The sequence below is a fragment of the Achromobacter sp. K91 genome (assembly GCF_003576205.1).
Classification (GTDB): domain Bacteria; phylum Pseudomonadota; class Gammaproteobacteria; order Burkholderiales; family Burkholderiaceae_B; genus Achromobacter; species Achromobacter aegrifaciens.
Genome location: NZ_QWFB01000026.1, coordinates 293,347 through 310,060, shown reverse-complemented (window position 1 = coordinate 310,060; position 16,714 = coordinate 293,347). Strand labels below are relative to the sequence as shown.

The 16,714-nt window shown below is 66.5% G+C and carries 17 protein-coding genes; 13 read left to right on the top strand and 4 right to left on the bottom strand.

Going from position 1 to position 16,714, the window contains the following annotated elements; all coding sequences use genetic code 11:
• The first annotated feature begins 76 nt into the window (after positions 1 to 76).
• The 6 genes from DXK93_RS08640 to DXK93_RS08615 all read left to right on the top strand — a co-directional run bounded on the left by DXK93_RS08640 (position 77) and on the right by DXK93_RS08615 (position 6,108).
• Positions 77 to 1,090 carry a LacI family DNA-binding transcriptional regulator gene (locus tag DXK93_RS08640; RefSeq protein WP_088143668.1) on the top strand — a complete coding sequence of 338 codons (1,014 nt, stop codon included), beginning with the start codon at positions 77 to 79 and terminating at the stop codon, positions 1,088 to 1,090.
• Positions 1,091 to 1,128: 38 nt separating this feature from the next.
• A complete protein-coding gene (locus DXK93_RS08635) occupies positions 1,129 to 1,926 on the top strand; it encodes a phosphodiesterase (RefSeq protein ID WP_054455587.1) in 798 nt (265 codons plus the stop codon).
• A 116-nt stretch (positions 1,927 to 2,042) separates the two neighbouring features.
• Positions 2,043 to 3,098, top strand: coding sequence for an ABC transporter ATP-binding protein (locus tag DXK93_RS08630; protein ID WP_054455589.1), 1,056 nt, complete (start codon positions 2,043 to 2,045; stop codon positions 3,096 to 3,098).
• Positions 3,099 to 3,125: 27 nt separating this feature from the next.
• Positions 3,126 to 4,421 (top strand): ABC transporter substrate-binding protein, encoded by a 1,296-nt coding sequence (locus DXK93_RS08625; protein WP_054455591.1) that lies wholly within the window; start codon positions 3,126 to 3,128, stop codon positions 4,419 to 4,421.
• 14 nt (positions 4,422 to 4,435) lie between these two features.
• The gene (locus DXK93_RS08620) at positions 4,436 to 5,311 is read left to right on the top strand and encodes a carbohydrate ABC transporter permease (protein WP_119449844.1); all 876 of its coding nucleotides are present in this window, start codon (positions 4,436 to 4,438) and stop codon (positions 5,309 to 5,311) included.
• Positions 5,308 to 6,108: a carbohydrate ABC transporter permease gene (locus tag DXK93_RS08615; protein ID WP_042795754.1), complete on the top strand. Its 801-nt coding sequence runs from the start codon at positions 5,308 to 5,310 to the stop codon at positions 6,106 to 6,108. Before DXK93_RS08620 ends, DXK93_RS08615 begins: the two co-directional genes overlap by 4 nt.
• Before the next feature lie 75 nt (positions 6,109 to 6,183).
• Here DXK93_RS08615 and DXK93_RS08610 read toward each other — a convergent pair whose 3' ends face one another.
• Both DXK93_RS08610 and DXK93_RS08605 read right to left on the bottom strand, forming a co-directional pair.
• On the bottom strand, positions 6,184 to 6,501 hold the full coding sequence (locus DXK93_RS08610) for a hypothetical protein (protein ID WP_054455595.1): 318 nt from the start codon (positions 6,499 to 6,501) through the stop codon (positions 6,184 to 6,186).
• Positions 6,502 to 6,590: 89 nt separating this feature from the next.
• Positions 6,591 to 6,938 (bottom strand): DUF1840 domain-containing protein, encoded by a 348-nt coding sequence (locus DXK93_RS08605; RefSeq protein ID WP_054455597.1) that lies wholly within the window; start codon positions 6,936 to 6,938, stop codon positions 6,591 to 6,593.
• Positions 6,939 to 7,259: 321 nt separating this feature from the next.
• Between DXK93_RS08605 and argS the strand changes: the two genes are divergently transcribed.
• From argS to DXK93_RS08580, 5 genes are all read left to right on the top strand, one after another.
• The gene (gene argS / locus DXK93_RS08600) at positions 7,260 to 8,942 is read left to right on the top strand and encodes an arginine--tRNA ligase (RefSeq protein WP_119449843.1); all 1,683 of its coding nucleotides are present in this window, start codon (positions 7,260 to 7,262) and stop codon (positions 8,940 to 8,942) included.
• A 9-nt stretch (positions 8,943 to 8,951) separates the two neighbouring features.
• Positions 8,952 to 9,704 carry an SPOR domain-containing protein gene (locus tag DXK93_RS08595; RefSeq protein WP_054455601.1) on the top strand — a complete coding sequence of 251 codons (753 nt, stop codon included), beginning with the start codon at positions 8,952 to 8,954 and terminating at the stop codon, positions 9,702 to 9,704.
• 81 nt (positions 9,705 to 9,785) lie between these two features.
• Positions 9,786 to 10,415 (top strand): thiol:disulfide interchange protein DsbA/DsbL, encoded by a 630-nt coding sequence (locus tag DXK93_RS08590; RefSeq protein ID WP_054455603.1) that lies wholly within the window; start codon positions 9,786 to 9,788, stop codon positions 10,413 to 10,415.
• A 136-nt stretch (positions 10,416 to 10,551) separates the two neighbouring features.
• Positions 10,552 to 11,763, top strand: coding sequence for an ABC transporter substrate-binding protein (locus DXK93_RS08585; RefSeq protein WP_119449842.1), 1,212 nt, complete (start codon positions 10,552 to 10,554; stop codon positions 11,761 to 11,763).
• Positions 11,742 to 12,719, top strand: a complete 978-nt coding sequence (locus tag DXK93_RS08580; protein WP_192352915.1) for an alpha/beta fold hydrolase — start codon at positions 11,742 to 11,744, stop codon at positions 12,717 to 12,719. The genes DXK93_RS08585 and DXK93_RS08580 overlap by 22 nt, the downstream gene beginning before the upstream one ends.
• A gap of 21 nt (positions 12,720 to 12,740) precedes the next feature.
• Here the strand turns inward: DXK93_RS08580 and metC are convergent, their stop codons facing one another.
• Both metC and DXK93_RS08570 read right to left on the bottom strand, forming a co-directional pair.
• The gene (metC, locus tag DXK93_RS08575; RefSeq protein WP_054455607.1) at positions 12,741 to 13,934 is read right to left on the bottom strand and encodes a cystathionine beta-lyase; all 1,194 of its coding nucleotides are present in this window, start codon (positions 13,932 to 13,934) and stop codon (positions 12,741 to 12,743) included.
• An 82-nt stretch (positions 13,935 to 14,016) separates the two neighbouring features.
• Positions 14,017 to 14,742 carry a nitroreductase gene (locus DXK93_RS08570; protein ID WP_119449839.1) on the bottom strand — a complete coding sequence of 242 codons (726 nt, stop codon included), beginning with the start codon at positions 14,740 to 14,742 and terminating at the stop codon, positions 14,017 to 14,019.
• 134 nt (positions 14,743 to 14,876) lie between these two features.
• On the opposite strand from DXK93_RS08570, the gene DXK93_RS08565 reads away from it, so the two are divergent.
• Entirely contained in the window at positions 14,877 to 15,503 is a 627-nt protein-coding gene (locus DXK93_RS08565; protein WP_054455611.1) for a LysE family translocator, read from the top strand.
• 182 nt (positions 15,504 to 15,685) lie between these two features.
• On the top strand, positions 15,686 to 16,714 hold the full coding sequence (locus tag DXK93_RS08560; protein WP_119449838.1) for a tripartite tricarboxylate transporter substrate binding protein: 1,029 nt from the start codon (positions 15,686 to 15,688) through the stop codon (positions 16,712 to 16,714).

The following is a 16,714-nucleotide window of genomic DNA, read 5'->3' as shown; positions in this document are numbered from 1 at the left end:
AAACCCGTGCAATACAAAGGTCATATTTGTCGAGTAATATGAAATCGTTTTCACGAATCTCGGCAGCACTCCCGCCATGGCCTCGCGCTCGTCGCCCCGCTTTTCCATCATTGAAGTGGCCCGCAAGGCCGGGGTCTCCCCGGCAACGGTTTCGCGCGCGTTCAACCAGCCCGAGATCGTTCATCCCGACACGCTCGCACATATCCGCAACGTCGCCAAGCGCGCGGGCTTCCGGCCCAATCGCGTGGGCCGCAGCCTGCGTTCAGGCAGCACGCGCACCATCGGCCTGATACTGCCCACGCTGTCCAATCCCGTGTTCGCCGAGTGCTTCGAAGGCGCGGAACGGCGCGCGCGGGAATCGGGCTACAGCGTCATGCTGACCGCCACAGGCTACGATCCTGCGGTGGAATCCGCCGCGGTCCAGGGCCTGATGGACCATCAGGTCGACGGCCTGATCCTGACGGTCGCCGACGCCGCCAAAAGCGCCACGCTGGATGACCTGGACCATGCCGGCATACCCTACGTGCTGGTCTACAACGAGTCCGGTGCCCATCCCTTCGCGTCGGTCGACAATCGCGCCGCCGCCAGCGACATGGTGGCCCACCTGGCCGCGCTGGGCCATCGCCGCATCGCGCTGGTCACGGGCCCGCTGACTGCATCGGACCGCGCCCGCCGCCGGCTGACGGGCGCGCGCGCCTGCGCCAAGCGCCTGGGCCTGGACGACATCCAGCACATCTCCATGAGTTCGCACACGGGCAGCGACCTGGATGCCCTGAAGGCTGCGCTGCGCGGCAAGCAGGCGCCCACCGCCTTGTTCTGTTCCAACGACCTGCTGGCCACGGCCGTCATCGCGGACCTGGTGGGCCTGGGGCTGTCCGTGCCCGCCGATATCTCGGTGTGCGGCTTCGACGGCATGCGCTTTGGCGCCTTGCTGACGCCGCCCCTGACCACCGTAGCCCAGCCCAGCGACGGCATTGGCGAGACGGCCTGCTCGAACCTGCTGGCGCAGATCCAGGGCCAACCGCCGCATTCGGACCGCCTGCCGCACTGCATCGTCGTAGGCGGCACCGCCGCGCCGGTGCGCCGCTGAGGTCTTTTCCTACAACACTATTCTTCGGTACATGCGTCATGCTCATCGCACAAATCACCGACCTGCACATGCGCACCCCGGGCGACAAGGCCTACGGCATCATCGATCCGGCGGCGTTCCTGGCGCCCGCGGTGCGCGCGCTCAATGCCCTGACCCCGCGCCCCGACTGCGTCCTTATCACGGGCGATCTGACTGACCTGGGCCGCCCGCACGAATACCAAGTTCTGCGCGACCACTTGCAGGCGCTGGAGATTCCGTATTTCCTGCTGCCCGGCAACCACGACGACCGCGCCCAGCTGCGCGCGGCCTTCCCCGACCACGGCTATCTGCAAGGCGAAAGCCCGTTCATCCAATACACCATCGAGACCTATCCGTTGCGCATGCTGGCGCTGGACACGGTGGTGCCCATGAAGAGCCATGGCGAACTCTGCCAGGACCGCCTGGACTGGCTGGCCGCGCGCCTGGCCGAACAGCCCGAGCGGCCCACGTTGGTTCTGATGCACCATCCGCCTTTCCTGACGGGCATCGAACATATGGACGCCATTGGCCTGCTGGCTGGCGCGCCCGAGCTCGAACGCATCGTGGCGCGCTTTCCCAACGTGGAGCGCGTGCTTTGCGGCCACCTGCACCGCACGATCTTCCAGCGCTTCGGCGGCACCATCGCGTCCACCTGTCCAGGCACCGCGCATCAGCTTGCGCTGGAACTGGGGCCGCGGCCGACGCTGCAATACATCATGGAACCGCCGGGTTATCAGTTGCATTGGTGGCAAGGCAAGAACCTGGTCACGCACCACGCGGTCATTGGGGAATACCCCGGCCCGTACCCCTTTGCCTGAGGCCCTAGACTACGAAAGTTTGTCCTGCCATACATCCGTCATGTTTGCGCTGCACAATGAAAAGGTTTTCATAACAGGCAACAATGCGGATCTAACTATTAGATCTTCGAGACAGCATGTCATCCATCGTTCTGGATAACCTCACCAAACAATATGGCAACGCCGCCGCGATCCATGGGGTGAGCTTCACGGTTCCCGCCGGCAGCTTCACGGTCCTGCTTGGCCCGTCCGGCTGCGGCAAATCCACCACCTTGCGCATGATTGCCGGGCTGGACACGCCGACCTCTGGCACCATCCACATCGGCGACCGCGACGTCACCCAGCTGCCGCCTGCCAAGCGCCGCATCTCGATGGTGTTCCAGTCGTACGCCCTGTTTCCGCACCTGTCGGTGCGCGAGAACATCCTGTTCGGTCTCAAGGTGCGCAAGGAGCCCGCGCGCGACTACGACCGCCGCCTGCAACGCGTGGCTGGCCTCTTGGGCCTGAACCATCTGCTGGACCGCAAGCCCTCGCAATTGTCGGGCGGCCAGCAGCAGCGCGTGGCGCTGGGCCGCGCCGTGATCTCCGAAGCGCCGGTGTGCCTGATGGACGAACCGCTGTCCAACCTGGACGCGCAGCTGCGCCATGAAATGCGCCGCGAGATCCGCGCCTTGCAGCAAGACCTGGGCATCACCATGGTCTACGTGACGCACGACCAGACCGAAGCCATGAGCATGGCCGATCAGGTAGTGCTGCTGCGCGGCGGCAAGATTGAACAGCACGACACGCCCGACGGCCTGTATGCGCGGCCCGCCACCGAATTCGCCGCGCGCTTCATCGGCACGCCGCCCATGAACCTGATCGGCCTGAGCTCCGCGCAGGGCGCCACCATCATCGCCGGCACGCAGGGCCGCGCCATCGCCGGCGCCCCCGCGGGCGCCGTGAAGCTGGGCGTGCGTCCCGAACACATCCGCATCGACGCCAACGGCGTTCCCGCCACCGTGGAAAGCGTGGAGTACTTCGGCGCGGACTCCATCGTGGTCTGCCGCGTGGGCGACACCAGCGGCGTGGCCGTGCGCGTGGGCGGTCACTTGCGCGCCGGCACGGGCGAAACACTGGGCCTGTCCTGGCAGGACGGCCAGCAGCACTTCTTTGCCGCCGATTCGGCGGTCATCAACTCCGCTGGCCGCTAGGGCCCGTACACAGGAAAGGAAACCAACATGCGTCGCATCGTACTGAAAACCCTGGCCGCCAGCCTGGCCGCCGCCTGCCTGTCGCTGCCTGCGCAGGCGCAGAACAAGCCCGTCGAGGTGGAGTTCTATTACCCCGTCGCGGTCGGCGGCCCGATCACCAAGATCGTCGACGACATGGTGGCGGATTTCCAGAAGGAGAATCCCGACATCAAGATCAAGCCGATCTACGCCGGCTCCTACCAGGACTCCATCGCCAAGGCGCTGACCGCGCTCAAGGGCGGCACGCCGCCGCAGCTGGCGGTGCTGCTGTCCACCGACATGTTCACGCTGATCGACGAGGACGCCATCGTCCCGATCGACAGCCTGGCCAAGAGCGACGCCGACAAGAAGTGGCTAGGCGGCTTCTATGACGCCTTCATGCAGAACAGCCGCACCGGCGGCCATACCTGGGGCGTGCCGTTCCAGCGTTCGACCATCGTCATGTACTACAACAAGGACCTGTTCAAGGCCGCGGGGCTGGATCCCGAGCGCGCGCCGGCGACCTGGGCCGAACTGGTCGAATACGGCAAGAAGCTGACCAAGCAGGACGCCTCCGGCAATACCACGCAGTGGGGCATCGAGATCCCCTCGGGCGGCGCCTTCGCCTACTGGCTGTTCCAGGCGCTGACCACGCCCAACGGCGCGATCCTGATGAACGAGGCCGGCAACGAGGTCTACCTGGACAAGCCCGCGGTGGTGGAAGCCGCGCAGTTCTGGCGCGACCTCTCGGCCAAGCACAAGATCATGCCGACCGGCACCATCGACTGGGGCACCACGCCCAAGGACTTCCTGGAAAAGAAGGCCGCCATGGTCTGGACCACGACAGGCAACCTGACCAACATCCGCAAGAACGCGGACTTCCCGTTCGGCGTGGCCATGATGCCGCAGCAAAAGCGCGGCGGCAGCCCGACCGGCGGCGGCAACTTCTATATCTTCAAGAGCGGCACGCCGGCGCAGCAGCAGGCCGCGCTGAAGTTCGCGCAATGGGTCACCACGCCCGAGCGCGCCGCCGACTGGAGCATCGCCACGGGCTACGTGGCCGTAACCCCGGCCGCCTGGCAGACCGAAAAGATGAAGAAGTACGCGCAGGAAGTGCCGGCCGCCGCGGTCGCGCGCGACCAGCTGGAAGTCAGCGTGGCGGAGTTCTCCACGCATGAAAACCAGCGCGTCACCAAGACCCTGAACGACGCCCTGCAGGCGGCCCTGACCGGTTCCAAGACGCCGCAACAGGCCCTGACCGACGCGCAACGCGAGGCCGACCGCATACTGCGTCCCTACAAGTAAAGCCGACAAGCACGATGAGCCGCTCTTTAAACGCGCTTTATGGCTGGCTGCTGTTGCTGCCAGCCATCGTGCTGCTCGCCGCCTTCATGCACTACCCGGCGGTGGCGACGCTATGGCACAGCTTTTTCTCCACCCCCAAGGGCGCGCGCCCCGCGCGCTTCGTGGGGCTGGACAATTACGCCGTCATGCTCGACGACCCGGTGTTCTGGCAGTCGCTGTGGAACAACCTGTGGTTCGCGCTGGGCACCATCCCCACGTCCATCGGCATCGCGCTGATCATGGCGCTATGGGTCAACCGCAACCTGAGCGGTCGCGGTTTCCTGCGCATGGCCTACTTCACGCCCACGGTGCTGCCCATGGTCGCGGTGGCCAACATCTGGCTGTTCTTCTACACGCCGCAGTACGGGCTGATCGCCCAGGTGATGCAGCTGTTCGGCTCGCCAGGCCCCAACTGGCTGGGCAACCGCGAGACCGCGCTGCCCGCGCTGATGCTGGTGACGGTCTGGAAGGAGTCCGGCTTCTTCATGATCTTCTACCTGGCCGCCCTGCAGACAGTATCGCCGTCGCTGCGCGAGGCCGCGATGCTGGAAGGCGCGTCGCGCTGGCAGTACTTCCGCCGCATCCTGTGGCCGCTGCTGATGCCCACCACCCTCTTCGTGCTGATCAATGCCCTGATCAACGCGTTCCGGCTGGTGGACCACGTGGTGGTCATGACGCGCGGTGGACCGGATAACGCCAGCACGCTGCTGCTGTACTACATCTACCAGGTGGGTTTCAGTTTCTGGGACACGGCTTACGCCGCCACGCTGACCGTCGTGTTGCTGGTGGTGCTGGCGCTGACTGCGCTGGTCAAGTTCCGCTGGCTGGACCGCAGGACGCACTATCAATGAAAGACAAGCTCGATACCCTGGGCGCCTGGGCGCTCGGCCTGCTGTGGATCCTGCCCCTGGCCTATGCCATGTGGGCGGCGTTCCATCCGCCCGCCTACGCAACCCGCTTCGACCTGTTCGCCCCGCTGACACTGGACAACTTCGTGCGCGCCTGGCACGCGGCGCCGTTCCCGCGTTACTTCCTCAACACCTTCCTGCTGGTCACCATGGTGCTGGCGGCGCAACTGGTGCTGTCGACGCTGGCCGGCTACGCCTTCGCGCGCTTCGAGTTCCGCGGCCGTGATTTCGTCTTCATGCTGGTGCTGCTGCAGCTGATGATCATGCCGGACGTGCTGCTGGTGGAAAACTACCGCTCCATGAGCCAGCTGGGCATCCGCGACACGGTGTTCGCCATCGGCCTGCCTTACTTTGCATCCGCCTTCGGCATCTTCCTGCTGCGCCAGACCTTCAAGACGGTGCCTCGGGAACTGGAAGAAGCCGCGCGCATGGAAGGCGCCAACGCGCTTCAGGTGCTTTGGAAGGTTTATGTGCCGCTGGCCAAGCCGATCTACGTGGCCTACGGGCTGGTATCGGTCAGCCACCACTGGAACAACTTCCTGTGGCCGCTGATCATCACCAACTCGGTCGAATCGCGGCCGCTAACGGTGGGTCTGCAGGTGTTCTCGTCCACCGACCAGGGCATCGACTGGTCGGTCATCACGGCCGCAACGCTGATGTCGGCGGCGCCGCTCCTGATCGCCTTCCTGCTGTTCCAACGGCAGTTCGTGCAATCTTTCATGCGGGCTGGCATCCGCTAGTCCCGCCTGCGGGACCGGCTCAAATGAAAACTGCCCCTACGGGGGCAGTTTTGCTTGGAGATGAGGCCGGGTCGCTCAGTAACCTACCGTCAGCCCCGGCAAATCCACCGTGATGCGCGGGCGTTCCAGCGCCAGCGCCAGGTGCTCCGCGAACTCGCGAGCCTCTTTTTCGTCGGTGGACAGGGTGTCGTAGCCCAGCGCGTCGGCCACGCCCAGCACCTTGTCCAGCAGCAGGACCTTGCCGCTGGGACGCAGCGGTTCGCAACCCAGCGTTTCCCAGGCGCTGTCGAACCAGTCGCGCGCATCGCTCTGGCGCTGCGGCGAGGGCTCGACGCTGGCCGAGAGGTCAAGCGAACGGCGGGAGTCGAAAACGATGGTGATGTCGCTGCGCATGTCAGGGTTCCTTGGGGTGGCGTCAGGCGAGTAGGGTAGGCAAAAAACGCCGGGCAGATTGTCCGCCCGGCGACATTGGGCTCGCCGGCTTACCAGCCGCGCGACACCTCCCAGGTGACTTCGGCGTTTGCCGCCAAGGACTGGCGCATCATGTCCAGCAGGGGAAAGGCGCGTTCCTTCAGGCCCACCATGCGGGCCATGGGCGAGGCCGGGGCCTTGTCCTCGTCTTCTTCCTCGGAGCCGTCATGGGCGCTCTGGTATTCGTCGATCGCGCGCTCGATGCCGCTGATGGCCGGCCCCAGCTGCTCGACGGTGAAAACGCCGCGCTCCGGGATCTTGTCCTTGAAGGACTTGCCGGCCGCCAGCAGCAGCGCGCCGGCATGGTCGGTCAGCATCAGAACCTCGGCCACGACCTTGGAATGAAAGGTGATCAGCATATTCCAGTCTCCCACATTGATTACTTACATACACTACCGCAACACCAGGGGGCTGCCAACTGGCCCGGGGCAGCAGGCCCGATGGACCGGCCCCATCCGTCCCCCCGGACCTGCCGCCGCCGCGTCCGCGCCCCTGGCGCAGGCCGGTCCGATGGCCAAATCAAGCTATGATTCAGGAGATTCCCGTGACAGCGGGACCTGACGCGGCCATGAATCCGGCGCGCGCGGTCCGCCCGGCTACGCCGCCCCTGTCCGCTCCGCCCGACAGGTCCGGCCTGTGCGGGCGCGTCCGTCACTAACTCAGAACTTCTCCAGACGCCCATGCTCCTCGAGCAACAAAAACAGCTTATCTCCCTGATCCAGGCCGCCGTCGCGCAAAGCCTGCCCGACGCCGTGGCAAATGTGCTGCTGGAGCGCCCCAAGGTCGCCGCCCACGGCGACGTCGCCACCAACGTGGCCATGCAGCTGGCCAAGCCGGCCCGCCGCAACCCGCGCGAACTGGCCCAGGCCATCGTCGACGCCCTGATGGCGCAACCCGGCGCCGCCAGCCTGATCGAGTCCGCTGAAATCGCCGGCCCCGGCTTCATCAACCTGCGCATCACCGCCGCCGCACGCCAGGCCGTCATCGCCGCCGTGGCCGAGCAGGGCGCCGCCTTCGGCCGCGCGCCGCGCAACGGCGAGAAGATCCTGGTCGAATTCGTGTCGGCCAACCCCACCGGCCCGCTGCACGTGGGCCATGCCCGCCAGGCCGCGCTGGGCGACGCCATCTGCCGCCTGTATGACGCCATCGGCTGGGACGTCACCCGCGAGTTCTATTACAACGACGCCGGCAACCAGATCCAGAACCTGGCCATCAGCGTGCAGGCCCGCGCCCGCGGCCTGACGACCGATTCCCCCGAGTGGCCCGCCGACGGCTACAAGGGCGACTACATCGCCGACATCGCGCGCGACTTCCAGGCCGGCGCGACCGTCCACTCCGATGGCGTGGACGTCACCGCCACGGGCAACGTCGACAACCTGGACGACATCCGCGTCTTCGCCGTGGCCTATCTGCGCCGCGAACAGGACCTGGACCTGCAGGCCTTCGGCCTGGCATTCGACAATTACTACCTGGAAAGCTCGCTCTACACCTCCGGCCGCGTCGAAGCGACCGTCAAGGCGCTGATCGCCGGCGGCCACACCTACGAGGAAGGCGGCGCACTTTGGCTGCGCACCACCGAACTGGGCACGGGTGACGACAAAGACCGCGTCATGCGCAAAAGCGAAGGCGGCTACACCTATTTCGTGCCGGACGTGGCCTACCACAAGGCCAAATGGGAGCGGGGCTTCCATCGCGCCGTAAACATCCAGGGCAGCGACCACCACGGCACCGTGGCGCGCGTGCGCGCCGGCCTGCAGGCGCTGGAAGAGGGCATTCCCAAGGAGTACCCGGCCTACGTGCTGCACAAGATGGTCAAGGTCATGCGCGGCGGCGAAGAGGTCAAGATCTCCAAGCGCGCCGGCAGCTACGTGACCATGCGCGACCTGATCGACTGGGTGGGCCGCGACGCGGTGCGCTACTTCCTGATCCAGCGCCGCGCCGACACGGAATTCGTGTTCGACGTGGACCTGGCACTGTCCAAGAGCGACGAGAACCCCGTTTATTACATCCAGTACGCGCACGCCCGCATCTGCTCGGTCATCAACAACGCCGCCATGCCGGCCGCCGACGTGGCCCAGGCCGACGCGGCGCTGCTGACCGCGCCGACCGAATTCGCGCTGATGCAGCGCCTGGCCGAATTCCCCAACGTGGTGGCGCTGGCGGCGCAGGAACTGTCGCCGCACCACATCGCCTTCTGGCTGCGCGACTGCGCCTCGGATTTCCACACCTGGTACAACGCCGAGCGCGTGCTGGTCGACGACACGGCCCTGAAGCTGGCCCGCCTGCGCCTAGCCTCGACCACGCGCCAGGTGCTGGCCAACGGGCTGGAGCTGATGGGCGTATCGGCGCCCGAGCGGATGTAACATCGGTTCATGGCAACCAAGCGCAAAACCACCCGCCGTTCCTCCGGCGAAAGCGGCAGCACCCTGTACGGCGCGCTGGCCGGCTTGCTCATCGGCCTGATCGTGGCCGCCGTCGTCGCCTTCTACGTCACCAAGGCGCCAGTGCCCTTCGTCGACCGGGCCAGCCGCCAGGGCGACAACGGCAAGCTGCCGGACCCGCGCCAGGCGCCGGACCCCAACGCCGGCCTGTACGGCCGCGACGGCGGCGCCGGCACCCCTTCCACCGGCCCGACCGCCACGGCGCCCGCGCCGCTGCCTGGGGCCGGCACGGGCCAGGCCAGCGGACCCGCCGCCTCCAAGGGCGATGACACCCCCGCCAAGCTGGACGACCTGGGCGCGCTGATCGCCACCCTGCCTACGTCCAAGGCGCCCGCCGCGGCTTCGGCCGCGCCGTCCGCCGCCCCCAGCCAGGCGCCCACGCCTATCTCCAAGGCCGCCCCCGCCGCTGCGCCCGCGCCGGCTCCCAAGCCGGCCGCCACCGCCTCCGCGGCCAACGGCACGTATTACCTGCAGGCTGGCGCCTTCCGGGGCGAGAACGACGCGGAGTCCCTCAAGGCCCGCATCATCCTGCTGGGCCTGCCGGTGGCGGTGCAAAAGGCCGAAGTGAACGGCAAGCCCATCAACCGGGTCAGGGTGGGGCCCTTTGCCCGCCTGGACGACATGAACCGGGCGCGCGGCCGCCTGGGCGAGAACAAGATCGAAACCGCGGTGGTGCGCCAGTAATGTGGGCCGCCGCGCACGCAAGCATTGAACTTATCCGGCCCCGGGCCTGTCTGTAACTTTTTACTCAGGAACCTCTCATCCATGCTGTCCCCCAAGATAATCCGCATCCTGGCCGCGGCCGCGCTGACCGCCACGGCATTCTTCAGCCCGGCAAGCCACGCGCAAGGTACGCAGCAGTCCATCGCCATCAATCCGCCGCTGCCGTCGGACACCCCGGGCAAGATCGAGGTCCTGGAATTCTTCGCCTACACCTGCCCGCACTGCGCCGCCATGGAGCCCATGGTTGAAGACTGGGCCAAGACCGCGCCGCCGGACGTGGTGCTCAAGCAGGTTCCGATCGCGTTCAACGCCGGCATGAAGCCGTTGCAGCAGCTCTATTACACGCTGCTCGCCCTGGACCGCCCGGATCTGCACCCCAAGGTCTTTGCCGCCATCCACGGCGAGCACAAGCGCCTGTTCGACAAGAAGGCGATGGGCGAATGGATCGCCACGCAGGGCGTGGACCGCGAGAAGTTCGACTCGGTCTTCGATTCGTTCAGCGTGCAGACGCAGGTGCAGCGCGCCACCCAGCTGGCCGACGCCTACCGCATCGACGGCACTCCGTCGTTCGCCGTCGGCGGCAAGTTCATGACCTCGCCGGTCATGGCGGGCAACAGCTACGAAGGCGCGCTGAAGGAAGTGACCCGCTTGATCCCGCTGGCGCGCAACTGATACTTTCCAGCCGGAATCCCGAACGCCCCGAGCCTGCCGGCCGGGGCGTTTTTCTTTGCGGTTCCCGCCCGAGCCCGCGCTACACTTTCCGCACAACAAATCGCCGCAACAGCGGCACACAATGGGTGGAAGACAAATGAAGCAGCGATTCCCGCGCAAACGCGCGATGCTGGGCCTGTGCCTGGCGCTGGCCGCCGGCCTGGCGCAAGCCAACGAAACCGACGGCGTGAAGATCGGCGTACTCACGGACATGGCGGGCGTCACCGCCGACGCCACCGGCCGCGGCTCGGTCGAAGCCGCCCGCCTGGCCATCGAGGAAATGGGCGGCACCCTGCTGGGCAAGCCGATTTCGCTGGTCTCGGGCGACCACCAGCACCGGCCCGACATCGGCAGCGGCATGGCGCGCAAGTGGTACGACACCGACGGCGTGGACGTGATCGTGGACGTGCCCAACTCGTCGGTCGCGCTGGCGGTGCAGGGCATCGCGCGCGACAAGAAGAAACTGGTGCTGTTCTCCAGTCCTGGCACCACCGCGCTGACCCAGGCGCAGTGCTCGCCCTACGGCGTGCAATGGACCTACACCACCTACGCGTTGTCGCGCGGCACCGCGACCGCCGTGGTCAACGAGGGCAACAAGCGCTGGTTCATCCTGGCGTCCGACTACGCCTTTGGCAAGCAGCTGGCGGCCGACACCGAGGCCGTGGTCAAGGCCAACGGCGGCGAGGTCGTCGGCACCGTCTACCACCCGCTGAACGCGTCGGACTTCGCATCCTTCCTGTTGCAGGCGCAGGCCTCCAAGGCGCAGATCATCGCCATCGCCAACGCGGGCGGCGACACCATCTCGGCCATCAAGCAGGCCGCGGAATTCGGCATCGGCGGCGCGCAGCAGCTGGCGGCCATGCTGCTGCTGATCACCGACGTGCACAGCCTGGGCCTGCAAGCCGCGCAGAAAACCTACCTGACCGTGCCGTCCTACTGGGACATGAACGACGGCACGCGCGCCTTCGCCAAGAAGTTCGAGGCCCGCGTGGGGCGTCCGCCCACCTTCCTGCAGGCAGGCGTCTACGGCTCGGTGCGCCATTACCTGCAAGCCGTGAAGGCGGCAGGCACGGTGGACGCCGATGCCGTCATGGCAAAGATGAAATCGCTGCCCATCGACGACCCGTTCAGCCTGAACGCGCGCATCCGCGAAGACGGCCTGGTGGTGCGCGACATGATGCTGGCACAGGTCAAGACGCCGGCGCAGTCCAAGGCGCCCTGGGACTACTACAACATCGTGCGCAACATTCCTGGCGCGGCGCTGGCCTGGCCCTTGTCGGAAAGCCAATGTCCTCTGGTCAAGCCATGACGCAAGCGCCGCCCGAGGCAGTGGCCCTGGCCGACTTCGGCAGCTTCTACGCGGGCGGGCGGCAGGTGCGTATCGACGGCCTGCCGCCGCGCGAGATCGCCTTCACGCAGAGCGCATCGCTGGCGTATGACCCCAACGGCCTGTATCACTTCGAGCAGGCCTACGTGCAGTACTTCATCCCGGCGCGCCTGGCGCATCCGCTGCCCATCGTGCTGCTGCATGGCGGCGGCATGACGGGCGCGATGTGGGAGCAGACGCCCGACGGCAGGCCCGGCTGGATGCAGCACTTTCTGCGGCAGGGACATGCGGTGTACGTCGTGGACAACGTCGAGCGTGGCCGCGCAGGCTGGGCCCCGTTCACGCAGGTCTGGCCCGAGCCGCCCATCATCCGCAATGCCGAGGAAAGCTGGACGCTGTTCCGCTTTGGCCGCGCCGAAGACTACGCGGCGCGACGCGCGTTCGAAGGGCAGCGCTTTCCGGTCGCCGCGTTCGACGAATTCATCCGCCACGCGGTACCGCGCTGGCTGGGCAATAACGATGCGGCCCTACGGGGATTCTGCGCGGTGCTCGACCGCGTCGGACCGTGCCTGGTGATGGCGCACAGCCACGGCGGCGAAGTCGCCTACCGCGCGTTGCATGCGCGGCCGGACCTGGTGCGCGGCGTCATCGGCATCGAACCCTCGGGCTACTCGTCCGAGGTGACGGCCCAAGCCGTGGCGGACAAGCCCTTTCTGTTCGTCTATGGCGACTACCTGGACGCGACGCCGCTATGGGAAAAGCTGTGCGCCACCGGCCAGGCCTATGCCGATGAGCTGGCGCGCCAAGGCGCCCGCGTACAAACCTGGCGCCTGGCCGACATGGGCATTGCCGGCAATTCGCACATGCCCATGATGGACGACAACAGCGACGACATCGCCGCGCGCATCGGCGCGTGGATACGTAGCGCGGCCGCCTGAGGCCGCCGCGCCTTGCGTCGTTCAGCCCTGGACGGCCGCGGCTTTTTCCAGCGCCTGGGTCAGGTCGGCAATGATGTCGTCCGGCGATTCCAGGCCGATATGCAGCCGCACCAGGGCGTTGTCGCCTTCGCCCCAGTAGCGGTGCTTGGCCAGGTCCTTGCCCGACACCAGCTGCACCAGGCTTTCGTAGCCGCCCCAGGAAAAGCCGATGCCGAAAAGCGTCAGTGAATCCACGAACACGCGCGCCGCCGCCGGCGACAGGCGCAGCTCGACGGACAGCATGCCATTGGAGCCAGTGCAATCGCGCTGCCACAGGGCGTGGCCGGGATCCTGCGGCCAGGCCGGGTGGAACAGGCGCACGGTCTCGGGACGGCTCTTGAAGAACTCGCACACCTGCAAGGCATGGCGCGCATGCTGGGCCATGCGGATGGGCATGGTGCGCACCCCGCGCAAGGCCAGCCAGGCGTCGTCAGCGCTGATCGAATAGCCCATGGCGTACTGCGTGCGGTTGAGCTTGCGGGCTATCTGTTCGTCATTGGTGACGACGGCGCCCAGCATCAGGTCCGAATGCCCGCCCACGTACTTGGTGCCGGCGATGACAGACACCTGCGCGCCCAGCGTCAGCGGACGGTAGATGTAGCCCGAACCCCAGGTGTTGTCGGTGGCCAGCACCAGCCCGTGGCTCTGCGCGAAAGCGGCCATGGCGCCCATGTCCAGCATCTCGAACAACAGCGAGCCCGGCGACTCCACGTACAGCAGCTTGGTGTTGGGACGCACCAGCGCTTCGAGATCCTCGCCAGCCGCGAAGTAGGTGATCTCGATGTTCATGCGCTTGAGCACCGCGTCGTCGAGTTCGCGCATCGGACCATAGACGCAGTCCGAGATCAGTGCGTGGTCGCCGGCCGAGCACAGGGCCATCATGACCATGGTCATCGCCGACAGGCCCGAGGACGCCAGGTAGCAATGCGTACCGCCTTCGAGCTGGGTGAAGACTTCTTCCAGCGCCGCATGCGTGTCCATGCCCATGCGCCCGTAGGTGGAGGCGCGGCCGCCTGCCGCCTTGTCGCGCTGGGCCTTTTCAAGCGCAGCGAGGTTCTCGAAGCGCACCGTGCTGGCCCGCATCGGCGGCAGGGGCACCGGCGCCGTGCCGGTTTCAGGGTTGAACGGGGCGGTGCCTGCGTGCTGCAGAAGCGTATCGATGTGTTTGGTGGGCATCTTCAGTGGACTGCTTGCGTATGGACAGGGGCGGAATAAAAGCGATCAGGATGAACCATATCAGGCCAGGCGCAGCCTGTCCCTATTCGCCGATCCAGGTAACGGTTTCGGATTGCGGGGCGCGGCTGGTGCGATAGCTGTTGGCGGGGTGCGCCGTGTCGGCATAACCGAAGGAAATGCCGCAGACCACGCGGCGGCCCGCGGCGATGCCGAGTTCCTCGCGCAGCACTTCCGGGTACATGGCCAGGGATGCCTGGGCGACGGTCGCCACGCCATTGGCCTGGGCCGCCAGCAGGAAATTGGCCACATAGCCGCCGCAATCCATCGCGCCGTATTCGCCCAGCGCCTCGTCGGTGGTGATGATGGCCACGTGCGGCGCGTCGAACAGCTGGAAATTGCGCATTTCCTGGCGGCGGTATGCCTCGCGGTCGCCGCGCGCCACGCCGACCGCGCCATACAGCTGGAAGCCTGATTCGCGCCGACGGGCCAGGTACTCGCCCTGATACTCGCGCGGAAACGGAAAATCCGGCGTAAAGCCAGACTGCTCCGCGCGGCGTTGCAGCGCGTCGCGCAGGCGTTCCGTACCCGCGCCTTCGGTGATCGTCACCTGCCAGGGCTGGCAGTTGCACCAGGACGCGGCGCGCTGCGCCAGATCCAGGATGCGCTCGATGGTGCCGCGCCCGACCGGTTCGGGCAGGAAGGCGCGGCAGCTGTGGCGCGCATGCAGCCACGCCTCGAGCGCGGCATCGGGGCGTGCGTCGGCGGCCTGCAAGGGCTGCGGGGAATGCGGCATGGCGGATGGTGGCATGGCGGCTGTCTCTCCTGATCGGGTCGCACACGCCCCGCCAGGGACGCATGCGGCATGCATGATGGGCACGTCTTTCCCTTTATGATGCCACTTCCGGCCTTCCGAAGCCGGTCGAACCGTTCCAGGCGACCCCCATGCTGCCCATCGACACCCTGATCGCATTCTTCGGCATTGCCGTCCTGCTGGCCCTGACTCCAGGGCCGGACAACCTGTTCGTGCTGATGCAATCCGCCATCTGGGGACGCAAGGCCGGCATGTTCGTGGTGCTGGGGCTGTGCACGGGGCTGCTGGGGCATACGGCCGCCGTGGCCGTTGGGCTGGCGGCCGTGTTCGCGGCCTCGCCCATGGCCTTCACCGTGCTGAAGCTTGCGGGCGCCGCCTACCTGGCCTATCTGGCATGGCAGATCCTGCGCGCGCCGGTCGAACCCGAGGACGGCAAGCGCCCCGAACCCATGAAGCCCGGTGCGCTGTATCGCCGCGGCATCGTGATGAACCTGACCAATCCCAAGGTCCTGCTGTTCTTCTTCGCCTTCCTGCCGCAGTTCACCTCACCGGCGCTGGGCCGCGTGGGCTTGCAGACCATGCAGCTGGGCGCGGTGTTCATGGTGTCCACGCTGCTGGTGTTCGGCGCCATCGCGTTCTTCTCGGGCGCGTTCGGGGAACTGCTGCAGCGTTCGGTGACGGCCAAGCGCTGGTTGAACCGGATCGCCGCGCTGGTGTTTGTCGGGTTGGCCGTGCGGCTGGCGACCGCCTCGCGTTGAAGAGGCGGCGAAAACCCTTCCCGACCCACCTGCGCTGCGCGCGCCCTGTGTATTTCCCATATGTACATGCGGAATTTGCAGTTTGCGGACCGGCGCCCACAGTCCAAGATTGCCGCACCGCCCCAACACAGGCCTAGGCATGGACGCCGATAGCCACCTCTTGCGGCGCAAGGAGAGTGGCCATGAAGCAAAACAAACATTTGTACTGGAAACCCGCTGCCCAAGCGCTGGCGGCGGTTGCCACACGGGTCGGATTGCTTGCCGCCGCGCTGGCTATCCTGCCCTTGTCCGCGCGCGCCCAGACCGACTATCCAACCAGGCCCTTGCATCTGATCGTGCCTTACCAGGTCGGCGGGCAGGTCGATACCATCGCACGCTCGGTTGCCGAAGGCCTGTGCAAGCGGCTCGGCCAGCCCGTGCTCGTGGAGAACAAGCCTGGCGCAAGCGGCATCATCGCGACCAATTACGTCGCCAAATCGGCCCCGGACGGCTACACCTTGCTGTTGACGCTGGCCTCCCCGATCACCGCCAACCTGGTGCTCTTCAAGAAGCTGCCCTACGATCCGCGCACCGAGTTGCGGCCGGTCTCCGATATCGCCAAGGGTACGGGAGTGATCGTGATCAACAGTGCGTTACCCGTCAGGAACATCGATGAGCTGATCGCGTATGCAAGAAAGGAACCAGGCGCGCTCCGAATGGGATCGTGGGGACCAGGCTCCACACCGCACCTCATTCAGCACTACATGAACAAGACCTACGGCATCAACATCCTGAACGTACCCTACAAGGGCGAGCTGCCGATCATGACGGCGTTGCTTGGCGGCCAGATCGACGTTGCCCTGGCCTCCGTGTTCACGCTCAAGCAGCCCCTTGCCACCGGCAAGATACGGGCCCTGGCCGTGCTCGGCAGCAAGCGAATCAGCAGCCTGCCGGACGTCCCAAGCATGGCCGAGTCGGGCTACCACGATGACGCTTACCGGGCCATTGCACCGACGACGCTGCTGGCCCCGGCCCAAACGCCCGCACACGTCGTCGAGCAGCTGAGTCGCGAGGTCAGCGCTACGGTGCAGAGCCCCGAGGTCCGCGACAGGCTGCTCGCGATGGACCTGGAACCGATCGGGAACCTGCCCGACGAAGCCCTGGCCGAGTACCAGACCTATCTTCCGATCATCCTCAAGCTGAACGCCGACACGGGCGTAACGCTGGACTGA